The organism is Methylobacterium sp. UNCCL125 (assembly GCF_900116795.1).
GTDB classification, from domain to species: Bacteria; Pseudomonadota; Alphaproteobacteria; order Rhizobiales; family Beijerinckiaceae; genus Methylobacterium; species Methylobacterium fujisawaense.
The window spans coordinates 1-19,584 of the sequence record NZ_FPBW01000036.1 but is presented as its reverse complement, the minus strand read 5'-3'; the positions used below and the strand labels follow the sequence as shown (position 1 = coordinate 19,584).

The 19,584-nt window shown below is 69.2% G+C and carries 17 protein-coding genes and 1 pseudogene; 16 read left to right on the top strand and 2 right to left on the bottom strand.

The window, feature by feature from the left end; all coding sequences use genetic code 11:
• Nucleotides 1–22: 22 nt before the first annotated feature.
• From BM396_RS27240 to BM396_RS27170, 15 genes are all read left to right on the top strand, one after another.
• Nucleotides 23–484, top strand: a complete 462-nt coding sequence (locus BM396_RS27240; RefSeq protein WP_043387852.1) for a DUF2280 domain-containing protein — start codon at nucleotides 23–25, stop codon at nucleotides 482–484.
• The gene (locus BM396_RS27235) at nucleotides 417–1,781 is read left to right on the top strand and encodes a PBSX family phage terminase large subunit (protein WP_051976289.1); all 1,365 of its coding nucleotides are present in this window, start codon (nucleotides 417–419) and stop codon (nucleotides 1,779–1,781) included. The genes BM396_RS27240 and BM396_RS27235 overlap by 68 nt, the downstream gene beginning before the upstream one ends.
• Nucleotides 1,778–3,868 carry a portal protein gene (locus BM396_RS27230; RefSeq protein ID WP_107059930.1) on the top strand — a complete coding sequence of 697 codons (2,091 nt, stop codon included), beginning with the start codon at nucleotides 1,778–1,780 and terminating at the stop codon, nucleotides 3,866–3,868. Before BM396_RS27235 ends, BM396_RS27230 begins: the two co-directional genes overlap by 4 nt.
• Before the next feature lie 3 nt (nucleotides 3,869–3,871).
• Nucleotides 3,872–4,156 carry a hypothetical protein gene (locus tag BM396_RS27225; protein WP_043387850.1) on the top strand — a complete coding sequence of 95 codons (285 nt, stop codon included), beginning with the start codon at nucleotides 3,872–3,874 and terminating at the stop codon, nucleotides 4,154–4,156.
• 67 nt (nucleotides 4,157–4,223) lie between these two features.
• Nucleotides 4,224–5,267, top strand: a complete 1,044-nt coding sequence (locus tag BM396_RS27220; RefSeq protein ID WP_043387849.1) for a hypothetical protein — start codon at nucleotides 4,224–4,226, stop codon at nucleotides 5,265–5,267.
• A gap of 375 nt (nucleotides 5,268–5,642) precedes the next feature.
• Entirely contained in the window at nucleotides 5,643–6,746 is a 1,104-nt protein-coding gene (locus tag BM396_RS27215) for a N4-gp56 family major capsid protein (protein WP_043387847.1), read from the top strand.
• 111 nt (nucleotides 6,747–6,857) lie between these two features.
• Complete coding sequence (locus tag BM396_RS27210) at nucleotides 6,858–7,259, top strand: hypothetical protein (protein WP_043387845.1); 402 nt, start codon at nucleotides 6,858–6,860, stop codon at nucleotides 7,257–7,259.
• Nucleotides 7,260–7,355: 96 nt separating this feature from the next.
• Nucleotides 7,356–7,994 (top strand): phage adaptor protein, encoded by a 639-nt coding sequence (locus tag BM396_RS27205; protein WP_043387844.1) that lies wholly within the window; start codon nucleotides 7,356–7,358, stop codon nucleotides 7,992–7,994.
• A 7-nt stretch (nucleotides 7,995–8,001) separates the two neighbouring features.
• Complete coding sequence (locus BM396_RS27200; RefSeq protein ID WP_091995079.1) at nucleotides 8,002–8,658, top strand: phage adaptor protein; 657 nt, start codon at nucleotides 8,002–8,004, stop codon at nucleotides 8,656–8,658.
• A 3-nt stretch (nucleotides 8,659–8,661) separates the two neighbouring features.
• On the top strand, nucleotides 8,662–10,161 hold the full coding sequence (locus BM396_RS27195) for a hypothetical protein (protein ID WP_043388065.1): 1,500 nt from the start codon (nucleotides 8,662–8,664) through the stop codon (nucleotides 10,159–10,161).
• On the top strand, nucleotides 10,158–10,463 hold the full coding sequence (locus BM396_RS27190; protein ID WP_043388064.1) for a hypothetical protein: 306 nt from the start codon (nucleotides 10,158–10,160) through the stop codon (nucleotides 10,461–10,463). The genes BM396_RS27195 and BM396_RS27190 overlap by 4 nt, the downstream gene beginning before the upstream one ends.
• Nucleotides 10,463–10,885 carry a hypothetical protein gene (locus BM396_RS27185; protein WP_043388062.1) on the top strand — a complete coding sequence of 141 codons (423 nt, stop codon included), beginning with the start codon at nucleotides 10,463–10,465 and terminating at the stop codon, nucleotides 10,883–10,885. Before BM396_RS27190 ends, BM396_RS27185 begins: the two co-directional genes overlap by 1 nt.
• Nucleotide 10,886: 1 nt before the next feature.
• Nucleotides 10,887–12,173, top strand: coding sequence for a hypothetical protein (locus tag BM396_RS27180; RefSeq protein WP_091995076.1), 1,287 nt, complete (start codon nucleotides 10,887–10,889; stop codon nucleotides 12,171–12,173).
• A 9-nt stretch (nucleotides 12,174–12,182) separates the two neighbouring features.
• Nucleotides 12,183–13,922, top strand: a complete 1,740-nt coding sequence (locus BM396_RS27175; protein ID WP_043388058.1) for a hypothetical protein — start codon at nucleotides 12,183–12,185, stop codon at nucleotides 13,920–13,922.
• Nucleotides 13,923–13,925: 3 nt separating this feature from the next.
• A complete protein-coding gene (locus BM396_RS27170; RefSeq protein ID WP_043388056.1) occupies nucleotides 13,926–17,159 on the top strand; it encodes a hypothetical protein in 3,234 nt (1,077 codons plus the stop codon).
• 521 nt (nucleotides 17,160–17,680) lie between these two features.
• Here BM396_RS27170 and BM396_RS27165 read toward each other — a convergent pair.
• Complete coding sequence (locus BM396_RS27165; protein ID WP_043388054.1) at nucleotides 17,681–17,890, bottom strand: hypothetical protein; 210 nt, start codon at nucleotides 17,888–17,890, stop codon at nucleotides 17,681–17,683.
• A 259-nt stretch (nucleotides 17,891–18,149) separates the two neighbouring features.
• Entirely contained in the window at nucleotides 18,150–19,154 is a 1,005-nt protein-coding gene (locus tag BM396_RS32345; protein WP_139239548.1) for a hypothetical protein, read from the bottom strand.
• A 186-nt stretch (nucleotides 19,155–19,340) separates the two neighbouring features.
• Here BM396_RS32345 and BM396_RS27160 point away from each other — a divergent pair.
• Nucleotides 19,341–19,584: pseudogene (locus tag BM396_RS27160) on the top strand (hypothetical protein); the annotation flags it as partial.

The window sequence follows — 19,584 nt, the reverse complement described above, 5'->3', positions numbered from 1 at the left end:
CGGCGTTGACGGAATCGCGGCCGTGACCACGCTCCCGGATGAGGTGAAAACCTTCATCGTCCAACAGCTTGCGTGCTTCGACGCCCCTTCAGCGGTGGTGTCGGCCGTCAAGGACGAGTTCGCCGTGGCCGTAACGCGCCAGGCGGTCGAGGCCTACGACCCGAACAAGGTCCAGGGTCAGCGGCTCTCGGAGGAGCTGAAGGCCCTTTTCGCCGCGACACGCGAGCGCTTCCTCGCAGATCAGGCCGCGATCGGCGTCTCGCATCGGATGGTGCGGCTCCGGCGCCTGGATCGAATGGTCAACAAGGCCGAGGCGCAGGGCAACATGAGCTTGGCGGCGAACCTCCTGGAGCAGGCTGCTCGGGAGTGTGGCGACGCCTTCACCAACAAGCGCCAGAACGAGGTCAGCGGGAAGGATGGCCAGCCCCTCCTCGCCGGCGGCATCGCCGTCACCTTCATCGACGGCCCCGGCAAACCAAGCTGAGTTCCCGCGCAAGCTGGCGTTCCTGTTCCGGCCGAAGCGGTACAAGATCGCGAAGGGCGGCCGTGGCGGAGGGAAATCCTGGGCCTTCGCCCGTGCGCTCCTGATCCTCGGAGCCCCGAAGAAGCTCCGCATCCTCTGCGCCCGCGAGTTCCAGAATTCGACCGCGGACAGCGTGCACGCGCTGCTGAAGGACCAGGCGGACAAGCTCGGGCTGGGCGCCTTCTACGAGGTGCAGCAGACCCGGATCATCGGGGCGAACGGCACCGAGTTCTCGTTCGAGGGGCTCCGGCACAACGTCACGAAGATCAAGTCCTACGAGGGCGTCGACATCTGCTGGGTCGAGGAGGCCCGCACGGTGTCGAAGTCGTCGTGGGACACGCTCATCCCTACGATCCGCAAGCCGGGCTCCGAGATCTGGATCAGCTTCAACCCGGAGCTGGCAGAGGACGAGACCTATAAGCGGTTCGTCACGCACCCGCCGACGAACTCGGAAGTCGCGACCATCAACTGGTACGACAATCCGTGGTTTCCGGAGGAGCTGCAGCAGGAGGCGAAGGACCTCCTGGCGCGGGACCCGGTCGGGTACGAGACCGTTTGGGAGGGCCACTGCAAGCAGGTCCTCGACGGCGCGATCTACACCCACGAGATCCTGGCCGCGACGCGGGCGGGCCGGTTCCGGAAGGTCCCCTTCGACCCGTCCAAGCGGGTGCACACGTTCTGGGATCTGGGCCGGGCCGACAAGACGAGCATCTGGTTCGCCCAGATCGTCGGCTTCGAGTTCCGGCTGATCGACTTCTACGAGAACCGCGGCTTCGCCCTCGGCCACTACCTGGAGATGCTGGCGCAGCGGGTCGCCGACTGCGGGTACGTCTACGGGGAGCACTGGCTCCCGCACGATGCGCAGAACGAGCTCCTCGCCTCGGAGCGCACGATCGAGCAGCAGATGTGGGCCGCCGGGCACGAGGTCCGGATCACGCCGAAGCTCTCGGTCGCCGCCGGCATCGACGCGGCCCGGCAGGTGTTCGCCCGGTGCTTCTTCGACGAGGAGCGCTGTGCCGACGGCATCCAGGCGCTCCGGAATTACCGGTACGACGTCGACCCGGACACGCAGGCCTTCTCAAAGAACCCGCTGCACGACTGGGCGAGCCACGCGGCCGACGCCTTCCGCTACTTCGCCGTCGCGATCGCCGAGCCCCGCCCGGACGACCCGCCGCCGGAGACCCCGAACGACCGCTACGACCGGCGCCGCCGCCGCGAGCGCGCTGAGACCACCGAAGGCTCCGGATGGGCGCAATGACCGATACCGACGACGCTCCGCTGTCGCCGGAGGAGCAGGCGCGCCATCAGGCCGACCTCGACGCGGCCGCGCTGTTCCGGAAGCTGCGGACGTGGTTCCGGGCGGACCGCGAGGCCTCCTCGGAGTGGCGCGCGGAGGCTCGCGAGGACTTCGACTTCGTTGCCGGCCATCAGTGGTCGGCGCAGGACGAGGCCGCGCTGCGCGAGCAGGGGCGGCCGCCGATCTCCTTCAACCGCATCCTGCCGGTGATCCGGGCCGTTGCCGGCTCCGAGGTGAGCACCCGCCAGGACATCCAGTACCTGCCTCGCCAGATCGGCGATGCGGCGCTGAACGAGGTGCTCACCGAGGCGTCCCGCTACCTCGCCGACGAGGCGGATGCCGAGGACGAGGAGAGCGACGCTTTCATCGATGCGGTGACCTGCGGCGTCGGCGTCGTGGAGATGCGCCTCGATTACGAGACCAACCCCGACGGCGATTACGTCGAGGACCGGGTGAACCCCCTGGAGATGTTCTGGGACGCCTCGGCCACGAAGCGCAACCTCTCGGATGCGCGCCGCGTCTGGCGCGCGAAGTCGATGGACCGTGCCGAGGCCGAGAGCCTGTTCCCGGACGTCGACCCGGCCGACCTGGATGCGGCCTGGGCCGAGGATCGCGACGGCGGCGAGCCGCACCATCAGATCCAGCCCGGCGAGCGACGCTCGGACCGGCTCGGCGATACCGACCAGACCGGCGGCACGAAGCGCGTCACCATCGTCGAGTGCCAGTGGTGGGAGCGGGTGCGGGTCGCGGTGGTGATCGACCCGCAGAGCCAGCAGCCGATCGAGATGGATCCGGCCAAGGCGAAGGTGCTGCTGGAGCGTGCCGAACTGGTCGGCATGCCGGTGCAGGTCTTTCACCGGATGACGCGGAAGTACCGCCGCGCCTTCCTCGGCAACATCATCCTCGGCACGGTCGGCGATGCGCCGGCGGGCGACCGCTTCAGCTACGCCTTCCTGACCGGCGACCGTGACCAGAACCGGGGCTCCTGGTTCGGCATCGTGCGACCGATGCGCGATCCGCAGCGCTTCGCCAACAAGTGGCTGTCGCAGACCATCGACATGCTGAACCGGCAGGCGAAGGGCGGCTACTTCGCCGAGACCTCGGCCGTGAAGGATCAGGCGGCTTTCGAGCGCACCGCGGCCAAGTCCGGCGCGGTCACCTTCGTGAACCCGGGCTCGCTGCGCACCGGCGCGATCAAGGAGAAGCCGCTGCCCGTGATGCCCGCCGGGCACTGGCAGCTCATGGAGTTCGCGATCAACTCCATTCGGGATTCCTCCGGCGTGAACATGGAGTTGCTCGGCCAGCAGCAGAACCAGCAGGCCGGCGTGCTGGAGTACCAGCGCAAGCAGGCGGCGATGAACATCCTCGCCACCATGTTCAACGCCCTGCGCCGGGCCCGGAAGCACATCGGCCGGGTGCGGCTGCATTTCATCCAGACCTACCTCTCGGACGGGCGCCTCGTGCGCATCACCGGGCAGGCCGGCCAGCAGGTGATCCCGCTGCTGCGCGACAAGACCGCAGGCGATTACGACGTGGTGATCGACGAGGCCCCGTCCTCGCCGAACCAGCAGCAGGTGGTCTGGCAGACCTTCGTGTCGGTGCTCCCGATCGTCCGCGACATGATCACCCCGCAGGTGCTCCTCGAGGTGCTGCCCTACTCGCCGTTCCCCGACAGCTTCGTAGCCAAGATGCGCGAGCTGCTCGCGAGCCAGCAGCAGGATCCGGAGGCCCAGCAGCGGCAGCAGATTGCCCTGCAGGAGGCCCTCACGAAGATCGAGGAGACCGCGGCCGGCGCCGACCTGAAGCGCGCGCAGGCCCAGCACCAGCGCTCGCTCAGCCAGTACGACCAGGTCGACACGGTCGGGCGCACGCTGGAGATCGCGCACGGCCACACGCAGGTGATGCAGGAGCGTCGGAACACCGCCGCGCCGCATCAGCATGGTGGCCCGGCCCCGACGCCGATCCCCGTGGACCGGCCGCCGTTCAACGCCCTGCCCGCGGCCGCCGCGCCAGGGCCCCAGCTCTATCCGGTTCAGCCGAGCTTCTAACCCATGCGCCTCGTTGAGCTGCGCACCTTCACCGGCGATCCGTCGGCGGAGGGCGAACCCGTGTTCGTGGCGCCCGACAACGTCGGGATGGTCGCGGTCGCGATGGCTGACCCGCCCGCCGCCGAGGTGTGGCTGAAGGTCGGCACCCCGATGCTGCTGGTCGATGGCTCGGCGCGGGCCGTCTCCGAGCTGCTCGCCGAGGGCAAGGTCGACCGCCTGCCCGCCCCGCCCAAGCCGATCGCCGAACCGCGGCGCCCCCGCGCCGACGGGATGACCTGGCGCACCTGACCCCTTCCGCCCGGCCGGCGCGTCAGACCGGCCTTCCGTCCCATCACGTCACGAGGATCTGGACCACATGATCGACAGCGATTTCTCCGCCCCCATCGACGCCGACGACGCCTTCTCTCCCGAGGAGCAGGCGCAGTGGGATGCCATGCGCAGCGGTGCGACCGATCTGGAGCCGGTGGTCGGCTCGACGACCGCCCCCGCTCCCGCCGCCGCTCCCGAGGGTACCGCTGCCCCGGCCCCGGCCGGTGAGGCTGCCGCGCCCGGCGAGGTCGTGGATCCGGATGCTGAGGATGCCGACGATCCCGAGAAGAACCGCGGCCGGTTCGTGCGGCATGGCGCGTTCCATAAGGAGCGTGAGGCCCGCAAGGCTGCCCAGCGCGACCTCGCTGCCCTCCAGGAGAGGTTCGCCCGCGGCGACGAGCGCCTGCGCATCCTGTCCGAGGCGATGCAGAAGCCGGCCGCCCCTGCCCAGCCGGCGGCCACCGCCGAGCCCGCCAAGGTGCCGGATCCGAACGAGGACATCTTCGGGTACGCGAAGTACCTGGAGCAGCAGATCGAGGCGATCCGCACCGGCCAGACCCAGCTCACCGAGACTCAGAAGAAGGCCGAGGAGGATCGCCGGGCCGCAGACGAGCGGAACGACGTGATCGGCTTCTACCGCCAGGATCTTCAGCGCGCCGTCGCCGCCGACGCCACCCTTTCGGACGCCTACCAGCACCTGTTCTCCGGCCGCGTGGCCGAGTTGGAGCTCGTCGGCATGTCGAAGGAGGACGCCATCAACACCGTGCGGGAGGAGGAGTTCAACCTCGCGCAGACGGCTCGCCAGCGCGGGCAGTCGCCGGCAGCTCTGATCGCCGCGCTGGCCAAGAGCCGCGGGTTCACCCCCAAGGCTGCGGAGGCCGCCCCCGCCGCCGCCCCGACCGAGACCGCGGCAGAGAAGGCGGCCCGTGTCGATGCGGGCCAGAAGGGGCCCGGCATGTCGCTGTCGGCCGCCGGCGGTTCGCCCGCGGGTGAGGTGACGGCCGAGATGCTGGCCAACATGTCCGACGAGGAGTTCTCCGCCTTCCAGAAGGCCAACGGGCGGAAGCTCCGCCAGCTCATGGGGGCCTGATCGCTCCGCGGCGCGCGGGATCACTCGCGCGCCGCACCTTTACTGTTGACCCGACGGGCGAACACGCTCAAAGGACTACCGCCGCGAGACGCGCGGGCCCAGCCGGCCCCGTCTGCGAGCATCCCCAGTTTCCGACAGGTCGACGCGCCGCACTCTGCTGTTCCCAGCGGGGCGCTTCCGCACGTCAGCCTGTCGTCCGCCTGATCGCATGTCACGCGATCCGCACGGCCGCGTCACAGCCTCCGTCCGCGCCACGTCACGGTGCCCGTCCGACCACCGTCCCCAACGGTCACCCGGGGCCCGGCTTTCGTCTGCCCGCGACGTAACGCGCGGCACGAACCTTCCCGCATCCCCCCGATTTCAAGGATCCCCGTCATGGGTGTGACCGCTTATGCGCTGAACGACGCGCTGGCGGCGAAGCTCTGGTCGAAGAGCCTCTCCGTCGAAGCCACCAAGGCCCTCGATATCGCCCCGCTGTTCGGCGAGTCGGCCAAGTCCGTCATCCAGATCAAGACCGAGACCCAGAAGGGTGTCGGCGACAAGGTCACGTTCGGCCTGCGCATGCAGCTCGCCGGCAACGGCTTCACCTCGTCCGACCGCGCCGAGGGCAACGGCGAGCAGCTCTCGACCATGTCCGACGCGATCACCATCGACGAGCTCGGCAACGTCGTCGGCATCCGCTCGAAGTTCACGATCGACCAGCAGCGCGTGCCGTTCAACCTGCGCGACGAGGCCAAGGACGGCCTGTCCGACTGGTTCCAGCTCCGCACCTCGGTGTCGTTCTTCAACCACGCCTGCGGCTTCACCCCCGCCAACGTGGTGCAGGTCGACGGCTCCGGCGGCGTGAAGTTCACCGGCAACAACGTCGTGACCGCGGCCACCCGGGTGATCCGCCCGAACGGCAAGGCCAACGACGGCGCCCTCGGTGCGGGCGATGGCCTCACCCTGGCGCAGATCGACGCCGCCGTGGAGATCGCCAAGACGGGTGGTGCCGCCGGCGCGCCGAAGATGCGCCCGGTCAAGATCGACGGCATGGGCGAGATGTGGGTGATGTACATCCACCCGACCCAGGTGACCCAGCTGCGGATCAACGCCGGTGCGGGCCAGTGGCTCGACATCCAGAAGGCCGCGATGCAGGGCGGCGAGATTACCAAGAACCCGATCTTCGACGGGTCGCTCGGCGTCTACAACAACGTCATTCTGCGCGAGTCCCAGCAGGTCACCCTCGGCGTCGCCCCCGACGGCAAGACCATCCTGCCGAACGTGCGCCGCGCGGTTCTGCTCGGTGCCCAGGCCGTCACGGCGGCCTTCGGCAAGGGCGGCGGCCCCGAGAAGTTCCGCTGGAACGAGGAGCTGTACGACCACAAGCGCGAGCTCGAGGTCTCGGCCTGGGCGATCTGGGGCATCAAGAAGACGACCTACAACGGCGTCGACTTCGCCGTGATCGTCATCCCGACCTACGCCGTCAACGCCGGCTGATCGGCCTCCCTCCCCGCATGAACCCCGCCCGCGGCCCTGACCGGCTGCGGGCTCCTCTGCCCATGCGCGTGAGCCGCCCGGCTGCGCGTCCATCTTCGAGAGGGGCCTGACATGGCCACCAACACCAGCCCGACCAAGCCGGCGGTGCGCTCCCTCCTGCACGGGCAGGTCGGCGAGATCCGCACCACCGTCACGTTCAACGACGTCAGCCGCCCGATGACGGCCGCCTTCCCGGCCGGCGCCCAGATCCTGTCCACGGTCATCACCGTCACGCAGGCCTTCAACGGCGGCACCAATGCCCTCACCGTCGGCTCCGCGCCGGGCGGCAATGACCTTGTCGCCACGGGCGACTCCGCCGTCGGTGCGGCCGGCGTGAAGCGTCCGGACACCGCCACCGCCCTTGGTCGCCTCCCCGCCGATACGGTGCCGTACATCGGCTACGCCCAGACCGGCGCAGCGGCGACGCAGGGCTCGGCCGAGGTCGTGTTCACCTACGCCGCGCCGCGCGCCTGATGCGCGGCTCGATGCTGCTGCACCTCGCTGCGGCGGCCCTGGCGGCGGAGGCGGACCAGCCCCCGCCGTCGCCCTCGAAGACGGAGACGGTGCCCGATGCCGACCAAGGACGGGCGGCCGACGCTCGCCGATCTGTACGCGGAGATCGCGGACGACATCGAGCGCGCGGACCTCGGCCCGCAGATCGCGACGGCCGTTGACCGGGCGATCCGGTTCTTCCAGCCGGACCGCTTCTTCTTCAACGAAGGGTACGTGACGTTCCAGACCATTCCCGGGTCGGACGTCTACGCGTCCGGTGATGCGGGCGCGATCCCGGACCTGATGGCGATCGACAGCGTCGTCATGCTCGATGGGTCGACCCCGACCGTCCTGCAGCGAGTCGATGAGGCCGGGATTGAGGCGGCAGATCAGCCGTCCAGTCAGTCCCAGCCGTTCGCCTACTCGTACTTCGAGCGCTCGCTCCGGCTGTGGCCGATGCCGTCCGACGTCTGGACGGTGCGGGTCATGGCGCATGTCCGCCTGCCGGCGCCGGCTCTCGACGAGGCGAACGCCTGGACCGACGAGGCCTCCGGGCTGATCGCGGCCCGGGCGAAGTGGCACCTCGCGCTGAACGCCCTGCGCAGCGCGCCCATGGCGCAGATGCAGGCCCAGATCGTCGACGACGAGCTGCGGGCGCTGCGCGGGCGCTCGAACGTCATCGCCTCCACCGGCCAGGTCCAGGCCTATTACCTCTGAGGCGCTCATGGCCAGCGAGATCACGGACTACCCGAGCCTGTCGGCCGCGTTCGAGAACTACCTCGCGCGCACCGACCTGACCGAGTTCCTGCCGTACTTCGTGCGCGTCACGGAGGCGTGGCTGAACCGGCAGCTCCGCACCCGGGAGATGATGGCCACCGCCGGCCTGCTCGGGGTCGACGGCACGCCCGGGTACGCGATCCCGGCCGACTATCTGGAGTGGATCGCGCTCCAGTGGTCTTCGGCCGACCTCTCCCGCGTGCAGATGCTGCGCTACGTCGAGCCGGACAGCCCGGAGTTCCGGCACCGGTTCCGGCCGAACGGCGACCCGCAGTACTTCACCGTGCTCGGCGACCAGGTTCAGACCCGCTCGCTCCAGCCCGGCAAGGTCACCCTGACCTATTACCGGCAGATCCCGGCGCTCTCGGCCGCCGCGCCGACGAACTGGCTCCTGACCAAGGCGCCGGAGCTCTACCTCTACGGCGTCATGGCCGAGGCCTACCGGTTCCAGAAGGACGAGGCCCGGAACCAGAAGTGGCTCGCCGACGGCATGGCGTTCCTCCAGGCGCTGATGGGCCAGGGCGACTCCCAGAAGACGGGCGGGCGCCCGCGCCGCGCGGCCGAGGATCAGGCCGAGGCCACCGCCCGCGACACGCCGAACTAAGCCGTGCCCGATCCGATCAAGCTGGCGCCGTTCGCGCCCGATACGGCCTCGGTCGACGCTGCGGTCTCGGCGGTCGCCACGAACGTGGTGCCGCGTTCGGACGGCTACGGCCCGGTCCTGGCGCCGGTACCGCTGTCGCTCGCCCTGCCGGCGGAGTGCCGCGGCGCCATCGCGGTGTTCTCCCCGACCTACAACTTCCCGATCTACGTCGCCGGCACGTCGAAGGGACTGTTCGTCTACAAGACGACGGATCAGGCGTGGCACGAGGTGACGAACCCGAACACCTCCTACAGCGTGCCGCCGGGGGACTACTGGTCCTTCGCGATCTACGGCACCCTGCTGCTCGCCTGCTCGGCCGGCACCCCGGTCCAGAAGGCCACCATCGACGTCATCCAGGCCGGGACGCAGCCGTTCGCGGACCTCGGCGGCAACCCGCCCCGGGCCCGGCACATGGGCGTTGTCGGCGACTTCCTGGTGCTGGCAGGCCTTCCGGACACCCCGCAGTCGGTGCGCTGGTCGAACAGCGGCAACATCGAGCAGTGGCCGCTCGGCCAGCTCGACCAGGAGGGCGACGACCAGCAGCTCCCCGACGGCGGCGCCGTGACCGGCTTCGCGGGCGGCGAGTATGGCGTGATCTTCCAGGAGCGGGCGATCCGGCGCATGACGCTGAGCCCGGATTCCGGGAACGTGTTCGACTGCTCGGTGCTCGAGGAGAACCGCGGCGCGGTGGCGCCCTGGTGCATCGCCAAGGTCGGGCCGCGCATCTTCTTCCTCGACCGCGATGGCTTCTATGCCCTGGTGATCGGCGGCGGCCCCTCGCAGCCGATCGGCGCCGAGCGGGTGAACCGGTTCTTCCAGGGGCGCGTCGATCCGGAGCGGGTCGGCATGACGGTGGCGTTCCGCGACCCGACCGGCGAGCGGATCCTGTTCGCCTACCGGCTCGCCGGCACCGACGCCTCGGACCCGTCCCTGCTGGGCGAGGCCCTCCTGTACGACTGGCTGCTCGACCGCTGGTCGTTCATCAACACCCCGATCCGCTTCGGCATGTCGGCGGCGACGCCGGACACCTCGGTCGACAGCATCGAGGGGTCGATCGATGACCCGGCCCAGCCCTCGCTCGACGACCCGATGTACCAGGGCGGCGCGACGCTGCTCGCGGTCATGACGACCGATAACCGCCTCGCCGTGCTCGACGGGGCGCCGCTCGAGGCGGTGGTGCAGACCCCCGACGCCATGCTGGCGCGGCCGAACCGGGCGTTCGTGCGGGCGGCCCGTGTCGACACAGATGCCGACGACTGGCGCCTGACCCTGGGCGTCCGCGAGAGCCTCGGCGCCTCGACCGCCGTCCGCTGGCTCAGCGAGGCCGCGCCGACCGTCGAGCGGTTCGCGCCGGCGCGCGCCTCGGGCCGGTACCACCGCGCCCGGGTGCGGATCCCGGCTGGCACGACTTGGTCCTACGTCTCGGCGATCGAGCCGGACGCCACGGCGGAGGGGGCCCGATGAACGTCCCCGGCCGGAACGAGAAGGACCTGTCGCTCTTCAGCCGCGCGATCGACGACCTCGCGCGCGGCGCCACCAACGCGATCGCGTCGAGCACCTTCACCCTCGCCAACGGGGTCTCGCGCACCGTCGTGCCTTGCGAGAACTGCGGTCCGGGCGCCCTGCCGCGCTGGGTGCCAATCACGGAGTCCGCGTCGAAGGCGCAGCTCTGGCTCGTCTCGGCCGACCGCCGCAGCTTCACCGTCGGCCACGATCTGAACCCGGCCACGGACCGCACCTTCCGCTTCGAGATGCGCCGGGCCTGATGCGCCTCCAGCCCCTGTCGATGCCGCTCGCGCCTGACCTCGCCGAGCGCGTCGAGGCGTGCCTGGGCGCCGCCTGCGCCCTGCCCCGCTGCGACCTGACCGTGGCTGGGCTGCTGGCGGCCTGCGCTGCCGGGCAGGCTCAGCTCGTCGGGATCTTCGAGGGCGACCGGTTCGTAGCGGCGGGCGTGACGCAGGTCCGCCAGCACCGCGGCGGCCGCCTGTCCTGTTGGGTGCTGTCGCTCGGCGGCCGCGCGGCCGGCCCGTGGGGCGCCGTCATCGCCGCCGTCGAGCGCGGCGCGGCCCGGCTCGGCTGCACCACCGTCGAGTTCGTCGGCCGCCGCGGCTGGGCCCGCGTGCTGCCGGATTACACCGCCGCGCCCTGCGAGCTCGGCCACCACTTCACCAAGCGCATCGGGGCCTGACATGGGCGGCGGCACCAAGACCCAGACCACGGTCCAGCAGCAGAACAACGACCCGTGGGCGCCGGCACAGCCCGCGCTCCAGGGCGTGCTCGCCGGCGCGACCGCGGCGTACAACTCGGGCGTCGGCTCGCAGGTCTACACCGGCCCGCGCTACGCTGGCCTGGGCGACACCTCGCTCGCCTCGCTGGACATGATCGCCGGCAACGCCAACGCCGGCCAGGGTGCGGCCAAGGCCGGCGACAGCTTCCTGACCGGGCTGCTGTCGAACGGCGGCACAACCTCCGGCATCCAGGCCGCGCTCTCGGGCCTCGACAGCATCGGAAAGATCGATTCGTCGCGGGTGAGCCAGCTCGCCGACACGATGGCCGACCCGAACAACCTCGCCTACTCGACGGCGCGGGCGCTCACCCGGGGCGACTATAACCTCTCGACCGACGGCTACACCGGCCTGCTCAACGGGCTGTCCGGGCAGACGCAGACGGAGAAGTCGCTGCAGGACGCCGCCGACGGCAAGTTCCTCGGGGGCGCGAACCCGTACCTCGACGCGGTGATCGGGCGGAGCCAGGGCGAGGCGGCCTCGAAGATCGCCCAGTCCATGGGCGCGGCCGGCCGCAGCGGCTCGGGGCGCTATGCCGCGACGATCGCCGACTCCCTCGGCGCGATCGGCACGCATGCGCGGTACACGGACTACGACAACGAGCGCACCCGGCAGATGCAGGCGGCCACGGCGATCGACAGCTCGCGCAACGCCCGGACCAGCCTCCAGCAGGGCCTCTACGGGTCGATCAACAACGCCGAGCAGGTGAACGCCGGCCTCGCGCTGTCCGGAGCCGGCCTCTACAACGACACGAACTCGACCGCGCTGACGGGCGCGAACTCGCTGGCGAGCCTGGATAACCAGAACATCCAGAACGCCATGCAGACGTCGTCGCTGAAGCTTTCGGCGGCGCAGGCGGACCGCGCCGCGGCGATGGCCGGCCTGGGCATGATCGGGCAGAACATCGACAACCTCCAGCGTCCCGGGCTGACCCTGGCCGGTGTCGGCGCCGCCCTCGATGCGGACCGCCAGGCCCAGCTCGACGCCGCGCAGGAGCAGTTCGCCGACCAGCAGGCCTCGCCCTGGAAGCAACTCGGCCTCTACGCCGGCATCGTCGACCCGATCGCGGGTCTCGGCGGCTCCTCGAGCGGCACGTCGGTCCAGAAGATCCCGCAGCCGGGCGTGCTCCAGCAGCTGCTCGGTGGCGGTCTGGCCATCGCCGGCACCGCCTCGAAGTTCATCGGCAAGTAGGAGCGCGTCGTGTCCGCAGGTCTCGCGCCGTTCGGCGCCCTCTCCCCGGCCGACATCGCCCGGCTGATGCAGCAGACGCGGCCGCAGATGGACGTCTCGGCCGATGACGTGCCGGCGGCCGTCCCGCCCGGCTTCACTGGCTTCGTGCCTCCGACCGCCCCGACCATGCAGCCGCAGATCGCCGCCGCGGTACCGGCCGTCGAGCCCGAGGCGCCCGCCCGCGCGCCGCTGCGTATGTTCGGCGCGCTGCCGCCGCAGATGTCGGCGCCCGTGGCCGCGGAGCCGGAGCGGTCGCCGCTGCCCAGCCTCGTCGGGTCGCGCGCGCCCGCCCTTCCGGTAGGCGCGCCGGCCGCCCCGCGCGGCGGAGATGATGCGCCGGCCGCGCCCGCGGCCGCCCGCCCGCTGAGTTTTGGCAGCCTGCCGGCGCCCGCCGCACCGGCGACGACCGGCTCCACGGCCGCCCCTGCCGCGCCTGCGCCGGCCGCTCCCGCAGCGGAGCCGTCGCTCCTCGACCGCATCGGCGACGGACTGCGAAATCTCAACGCGAACGGGGGCGGCGACCTGCTGACCTCGCTCGGCATCGGCCTCATGTCGACGCCCGGCTTCGGCCGCGGCGCGGCGGCGGGGCTCAAGGCCTACCAGGACAACGAGGGGAAGCGCGCCGCCTCCGATCTCGCCCGGGCCGAGTTCGGCCTGAAGGTCCGGAAGGAGACGCAGGAGCAGCGCCAGCTCGCCGGCAACGCGCAGTACGTCACGAGCAAGATCCCCGGCATCAGCCCGGAGCAGGCCCTGACCCTCGGCGGCAACTCGACCTTCATGAACGAGCTGTTCAAGGGCGTCCTGCCGCCGGCCGAGCTGTACAAGCAGTACACCGACGACAAGGGGAACATCTGGAACCAGAACGCCCGAACCGGGCAGGCGACGGTCGCGCTGAAGGCGGACGACGACAAGACCGTGACCCCGGTCCCAGAGGCCGACCGGGTAGCGCTCGGCCTGCCCGCCGGTTCCTACCAGAAGGACGCCAACGGCAAGATCAGCCCCATCAACGCGACCGGCACCACCATCAACATGGGTGCCGAGAAGGCGCAGGATGCGACCGTGGGCAAGGCGTACGGCGACTATCAGGTCGACCTCGCCACGAAGGGCCGGAACGCCGGGAACACCCTCAACAGCCTCGCCCTCATGGAGCAGGCCGCCCGCAGCCCGAACTTCTACTCCGGCACGGGTGCCGAGACGGTGAAGCGAGCGAACCAGTTCCTCGTCGCCATGGGTGTGAAGGACGCGAACTACACCAAGCCGACCGAGGTGTTCGACGCCCTCTCCAACAAGGTCGTGCTCGACGGTCTCGGCGGCTCGCTCGGCCCCGGCATCTCGAACACCGACCGCGACTATATCGGCCGGACCGCGCCGACCCTGGCCCAGAGCCAGGCCGGCAACCTCGAACTCATCGCGATCGCCCGCTCGCTCGCGCAGCGGCAGCAGGCGGTGGCGAAGTTGGCCCGGGACTATGCGGCGAACAACGGTGGCCGCTTGGATTCCGGCTTCGACCAGAAGCTCGAGGAGTATGCCGGGGCCAACCCGCTGTTCCCGGCCGCGCAGGCGTCCGCGACGCAGCGGTCCGATGGCGCCACCGGCGCGAACGGTCCCGGCGGCCTCGCTGCCCCGCGCACCCAGGCCGACTTCGATGCTCTGCCGAAGGGGGCGATGTACGTCGACCCCGCCGATGGCCGCCGCTACCGGAAGAACTGATCCATGGCCGGACCCCGCTTCAGCGGCACGCTCGTCGAGGATGATGCGGCGCCGGCCCCGGCCGGCCCGCGGTTCTCGGGAGCGCTCGTCGAGGACGACGCCCCAGCTGCCGGCCTGCCCGGCGATGCCACTGCCGCGATCGGCCGCGGTCTGGTCGACGGCGTGCCCGTCGTCGGGCCGTACCTGCTCGGCGGTCTGAACCGGGTGGCGGCGGGCGTCCGCGCGCTGAAGAACGACAGCCGGTACAGCGACGAGCTGAAGGCGGTCGAGGACTTCGGGCAACGGACTGCGACCGAGCATCCCTATGCGAGCGGTGCCGGTGAGATCCTCGGCGGCGTGCTCGGGACGGCTCCTCTAGTCGCTGCAGCTCCCGCTGCGTTCGGCGCGTCGGGAGCGGCGCTTCCCGCGCGGATGATCGCATCAGCGGGCTCCGGTGCCGCGCTTGGTGTCGCCGATGCCGCGGTTCGATCCGATGGTGACGCCGATGCAATTAAGTTTGCGGCCGGCCTTGGGGCCGGTCTCGGCGCTGCTGGTCCTGCCGCTGGCCGTCTCGCCGGCAAGGTGGTCTCTGTCGTCACCGGTGGCGGTCGCGGCCAGGGCGTCGTGCGCGAGGCGCTGGAAGGCCTCGACGAGAAGGATCTGGAAGCCGCGCAGCATCTGATCCGGCAGGCTCGGGATCTTCCGGGCGGCGGCGTGCCGCTGTCGCTCGACGAGGCGCTGAACGCCGCGACCGGCGGCCGCGCGGTGCGCGCGTCGCAACTCGCGCGGGTAGTGGCCAATTCCGGCGGCGATGGCGGCCGCGTCATGAATGAGTTCTACGCGGCACGCCCGGCTGCAATCGACAACGTGGGCCGCGAGGCCTTCGAGCGCCTCGCTCCGATGCCGGAGGCACCGTCGACGCTCGGCCCTCAGATCCAGGAAGCCGCTCGCGCAGGCATGGCTCAGACGCCGGAGGGGGTGGCGTTCTCGGCTGCGCGCTCGGCCACCGGTCCCCGGGTGACGCCCGAGCAGGCCGGCCAGACGATCCAGGGTGAGCTCTCCGGGATCCGCGGCGGCCTCGAGGCGACGCGGAAGACGGCGAGCGACCCGCTGTACGAGGCCGCGCGTAACGCCCCGGAGCGCGCCGGCATTGAGCGAATGATCACCGTCGAGCGTCCGGGCGAACCCATCGTGACGCCGCAGGCCTACTCGCGCCCGCAGTTCACCGACGCGGCGCCGCGCCCGCTAGAAGCCTTCGTGCGTCCGGATGCCGAGGCCGCCGCAGCCGGGCCGGAGAGCCTCGCGCGCTTCATCGCGCGCAACGGCGGCATCCGGCTTGATGGCGATGTCGCCGCGACCGACCTGCACCGGTTCAACATCCCAGGGCAGGGCAACGTCGCCCGCCCGACCGGAAAGGGGATCGACGACTTCTGGCGCGAGCGGCTGATCGAGGAGGGGTACTTCCGGCCCGACGCCGATGGCGGCATGGCGCGGGACATCTCGTCCGAGCTCCTGCGCAAGCTCCAGAACGAGCAGCGCGGCTTCCCCTCCTACCCGCTCGGCACGACCCGGGGCGCCGGCGGCGCGCCGACGGCAGGTCAGCTCGCCGACGATTACAGCCAGGCGGTGTCGCTGGCGAACAGCCGCCTCCGCGAGGACCTGGGCAAGGTCGGGATCGACGCGAGCACGCTGCACCCTGACGTCCGCGACAGAGTGATCGGGTCGCTGGTGCGCGGCCAGCACGCCGATCCGCTCGACGCCTTCGAGGCTGTCGTCGGTGCTATGCGCGAGCCGCCCGCGCCCCTCGTGAAGTCGACGACGATCCAGGAGCAGATCCCGGATGTACGGTTCGGGCAGGTGAACCCGCAGCCCGGCATCGCCTCGATCGACGGCCTGCTGCAGACGGCAAAGGGCGATGTGCGCTCCGGTCTCCAGGCCGCGCGCCGCAACCTGTTCGAGGGGTCTAACCCGGACGGGGCGGTCGACATGACCGTGGCGGGCAATCTTCGCGCTCGCGAACGGCTCGACCAGGACGTGCGGTCCGCCATCGAGATCGGAGATGGCACGAAGGCTCGCGACCTGACGATCGCGCGCCAGGGCATCGACCGCGGGCTCAAGGACGTGCCCGAGGTGGCGGCAGCCGACGAGGTGTTCGCGCGCCATTCCGTGCCGCTCGAGCCCTACACCCGTCCGAACGCGCCGCTCGGGCGCGCCACGGATCGGTTCGAGACGCCGGCCGGCGACGGCCCGTTCCGGATGCCGGCCGAACAGGTGCCCGGCACCTTCACGGGCGCGACCGCCGCCCGCGATCTGCTCGCCCAGCCTGCGCCCCTCTCGCGCGAGGCCCTGGAACGGTATGTGACGACCCAGATCATGGATCGTGCCGCCGGCGCCGAGGGCAACCTCTCTGCCGAGGCGATGCGCACCGCGATGCGCAAGCATGCCGACGTCCTGGATCAGCTTCCGGGCGTTCGCGATCGTCTCTCCAACTTGGTGCTGGCTCGCGAGGGCCTCGCGCGGGTCGAAGCCTCGCCGCTTGGCCAGCTCGCGCGGTCACCCGATGTCGGCAACGCCGTGCGGACGCTGTTCAATCCGAACCCGGCGCCCGGCAGTCATGCCGAGGTGGCCTCCGCCATGCAGGCGCTGGCGGCCAATCGCCCGCAGCAGTCACGCGAGCTTTCGCGGACCTACCTGGAGACCGTGTTCAACGAAGCGACCCAGCAGACCAAGGGGCTCGCCTCGCAGTACGGTGGCGCGGGCTTCGCGTCCGCGATCCGGGGCAACGCCCAGCAGCGGCACAACCTCGAAGCCGTGATGCGCGCCTTGCCGGAGGGCGAGATCCGGTGGTCGGCGCTCGACAAGCTGCTCACCACCCTGGAGGCGACCGGCTATCGCCCGAACAAGGGCAGCGACACGGCCTTCAACGCCGCGATCCAGGAGCGTCTCAAGAACGGGACCCCGGTGGCGGCGGCGATTTCGGATGCCGTAACCGGTGCGGTGGCGGGTGGAACGGCGGCAGGGCCGTTCGGCGCAGCGGCTGGCGGCTTGGTCGGCGTCCGCAGGGCTGCTGCCAACGCCCTCGGCGATCGATCCCGGGATATGAACAATGCGGCCATCGCCCGGATCTTCACCGATCCGCAGGCGGTACCGGATCTACGGGCGCTGGCGAAGTCGGCTCCAGGCAGCAAGAACGCGGAGCTGTTCACGCACCGGCTCCTGACGCTCGCGAATGGCGGCGCTGCTCCGCTGCGGCAGTGAGCGGCGGCGCGGTAGGAGCGGCTTCATCCGGCCGGTCGAGTCGCGTGGCCAGAAGCCGTAGACCCCGCCTATGATCGCGAGGGCGATCACTACGGTGGTCCAGGTCGATGCTCCGACGGCGTGGTCCATCCATCGGTTGAACGGGGGCAGGATCACGTACAGCACCGCCCGCACGGCGAGCATGATGCCGACGAACAGGACGAGCGCGAGCAGGATCTGGGGCCAGCGGGGCATGGCCTAGCGCCAGTGAAGCTCGGCATGGAACCGCACGTTCTTAAGTGTGGTGCCAGCAGTAGAGCCGCCGATCTTCACGGTCGCGCGGTTGCCAGGCTTGGGGCCGATATGTGCGACCGCACCCGGATACGTACTCGCGACCCAATTCCTGCAGGCGGTCGAGTCTTTTGTCGGTATGGTGAAGCTCTTCTTCATCGGCCCCGTATAGCACGGTGCCGAGCCAGGGTTGAGTCGTCACGCCACGACAAAAATCTCGAGCGTTAAGACGATCTCCGGTCAGCAGGTCATCACGCTTCTTCGTCCCGGTGCTCGGACCGGTATCCCCGCGCGGCCCGCACGACGATCGCCACGAAGCTGACGGCCAGCACCAGGACGAGCGCCTCGTAGCTCTCGCGCTCCATCCCCTTCGGCAGGTGGCGCGCGATGGCACGCACGATGCCCACGGCGAGCGCGACCAGCGTGACGAGGCCAAGGGCGAATTGGAGCCAGCGGGGCATAGCGTCGGCATATCACGACGCCAGCCTCCGGTCCGCCTACCAGAACTGAAGTAGCAACAATCATTCTTCATCCAAGGGATTAGCTCGGATAAAGCGCAGGACCTTCAGTCCGAATGCGGTAGGGACGATCCAACGCCCCTGGCACTCGCTGCAGCGCACCCAACCACCTTGGATGTTTCGCCCTCGCGCGCCCTGACAACTAGGGCACGATCTGTCCAGCTCTGGTTCGTTGCCATCGCAACCTCCCACGTCTACCTGATTAGGGCTTATCTGCATCTAACCCATCCACAAATCGGAGCAGACCAAATCCAACATTAATGCAAGACGTTACACTGGCGCAAACAATATGACCGTCGATCGGATACGGCTGGCCAACAGAAATATTTTTAGCCCATGGAAACGCGCCACTTTTGTCGATAAATTCTCGATCTATTATGCCGCCCGTGTGGGCGTACAGATGGCGCATCTGCTCGACGGCCACAATATGGTTTCCGTCGCCGTCGAAAATGCTTACTATGTCATCGCCAAATGCCGCCTTATAATTGTTCTTGATATCATTGAGGCTAATGAAATTAACTTTTCTCGTCTGCTTGAGAATTGATCCCAGCCTATTTGTAAGATCGGTCCCTCCGCCGATAATATCTAGCAACTTGATCTGCCGTTCCGGATTTTTTTCGAGCCATCGCTTCGCATACGCAGGATTTGAGTCGAGCGCCTCGACCCACAGATCTGCTGCCATGCTTTCAAATGCAACGTAGGCATTAGACAGCATGGCACTCAAAATAGACTCGATGCCATCTAAGAAATAGCCTTCGCTTTCGCGTGGCATCGCGGCGATCGCATCTGGGTGCTGCAACGCCTTGACCAAGTCGATAATGAGCTGCGATCCAAGGCCCCAAGCTTGATGAGGGCCAGTTGGATCGTCCATTATTCTTGGCATGTATATCTCAAGCCATGCCTCCCAGGCCTTATTGACCAATCCAGATGATGTAATGCGTCCAGACTTGAATTCTTCTTTGTGAACATGGCTTATTTGACCGTACAATTCGCCAATACCAAATACCAATGCCGATAAATCAACCGGCATATTTCCAAGATGCACTATTTTATTTAGGCTTCTCGCGAATGACTCACCGATTGGCCTGTAATTGTGAGACTTGATTTCGGCAGCATAGGTGCGGTAATCGCGCGGAAAACGTGATGCTATGTCGAAAGCATAATCTCGTCCTTGCGATACTAGACGACCAGTTTCGTTAGAGGGCATATTGGCTTATCCATCGGTTGAGTCGCATCTCCGAGGATGACGGGGCCGGGCCGCTTCCACAAGCGCCCGGCCCACCCCTTGACCCGACGGGCGAACCGCGGGAATAAGCAATCGTCCGCAGCGCTGCGCGCCGGACCCTGAAAGCCGCTCCGCAAGGGCGGCTTTTGTCGTTTCAGGACCGCCCCCATGCCGACTGCCGCAGACCGCGACGCGCTGATCGCCAGCGCGCAGCGCATCGGCGCGGACCCGCTCGACCTGGCGACCGTGATGTCGTTCGAGAGCGGGTTCAGCCCTTCGATCCGGGGCGGCTCGGGTAATCGGCACATCGGCCTAATCCAGTTCGGGCCGACCGAGCAGCAGCAATACGGCGCGAGCCAGGACCAGAGCTTCGCCGACCAGCTTCCCGCCGTCGAGCGCTACCTGACCGACC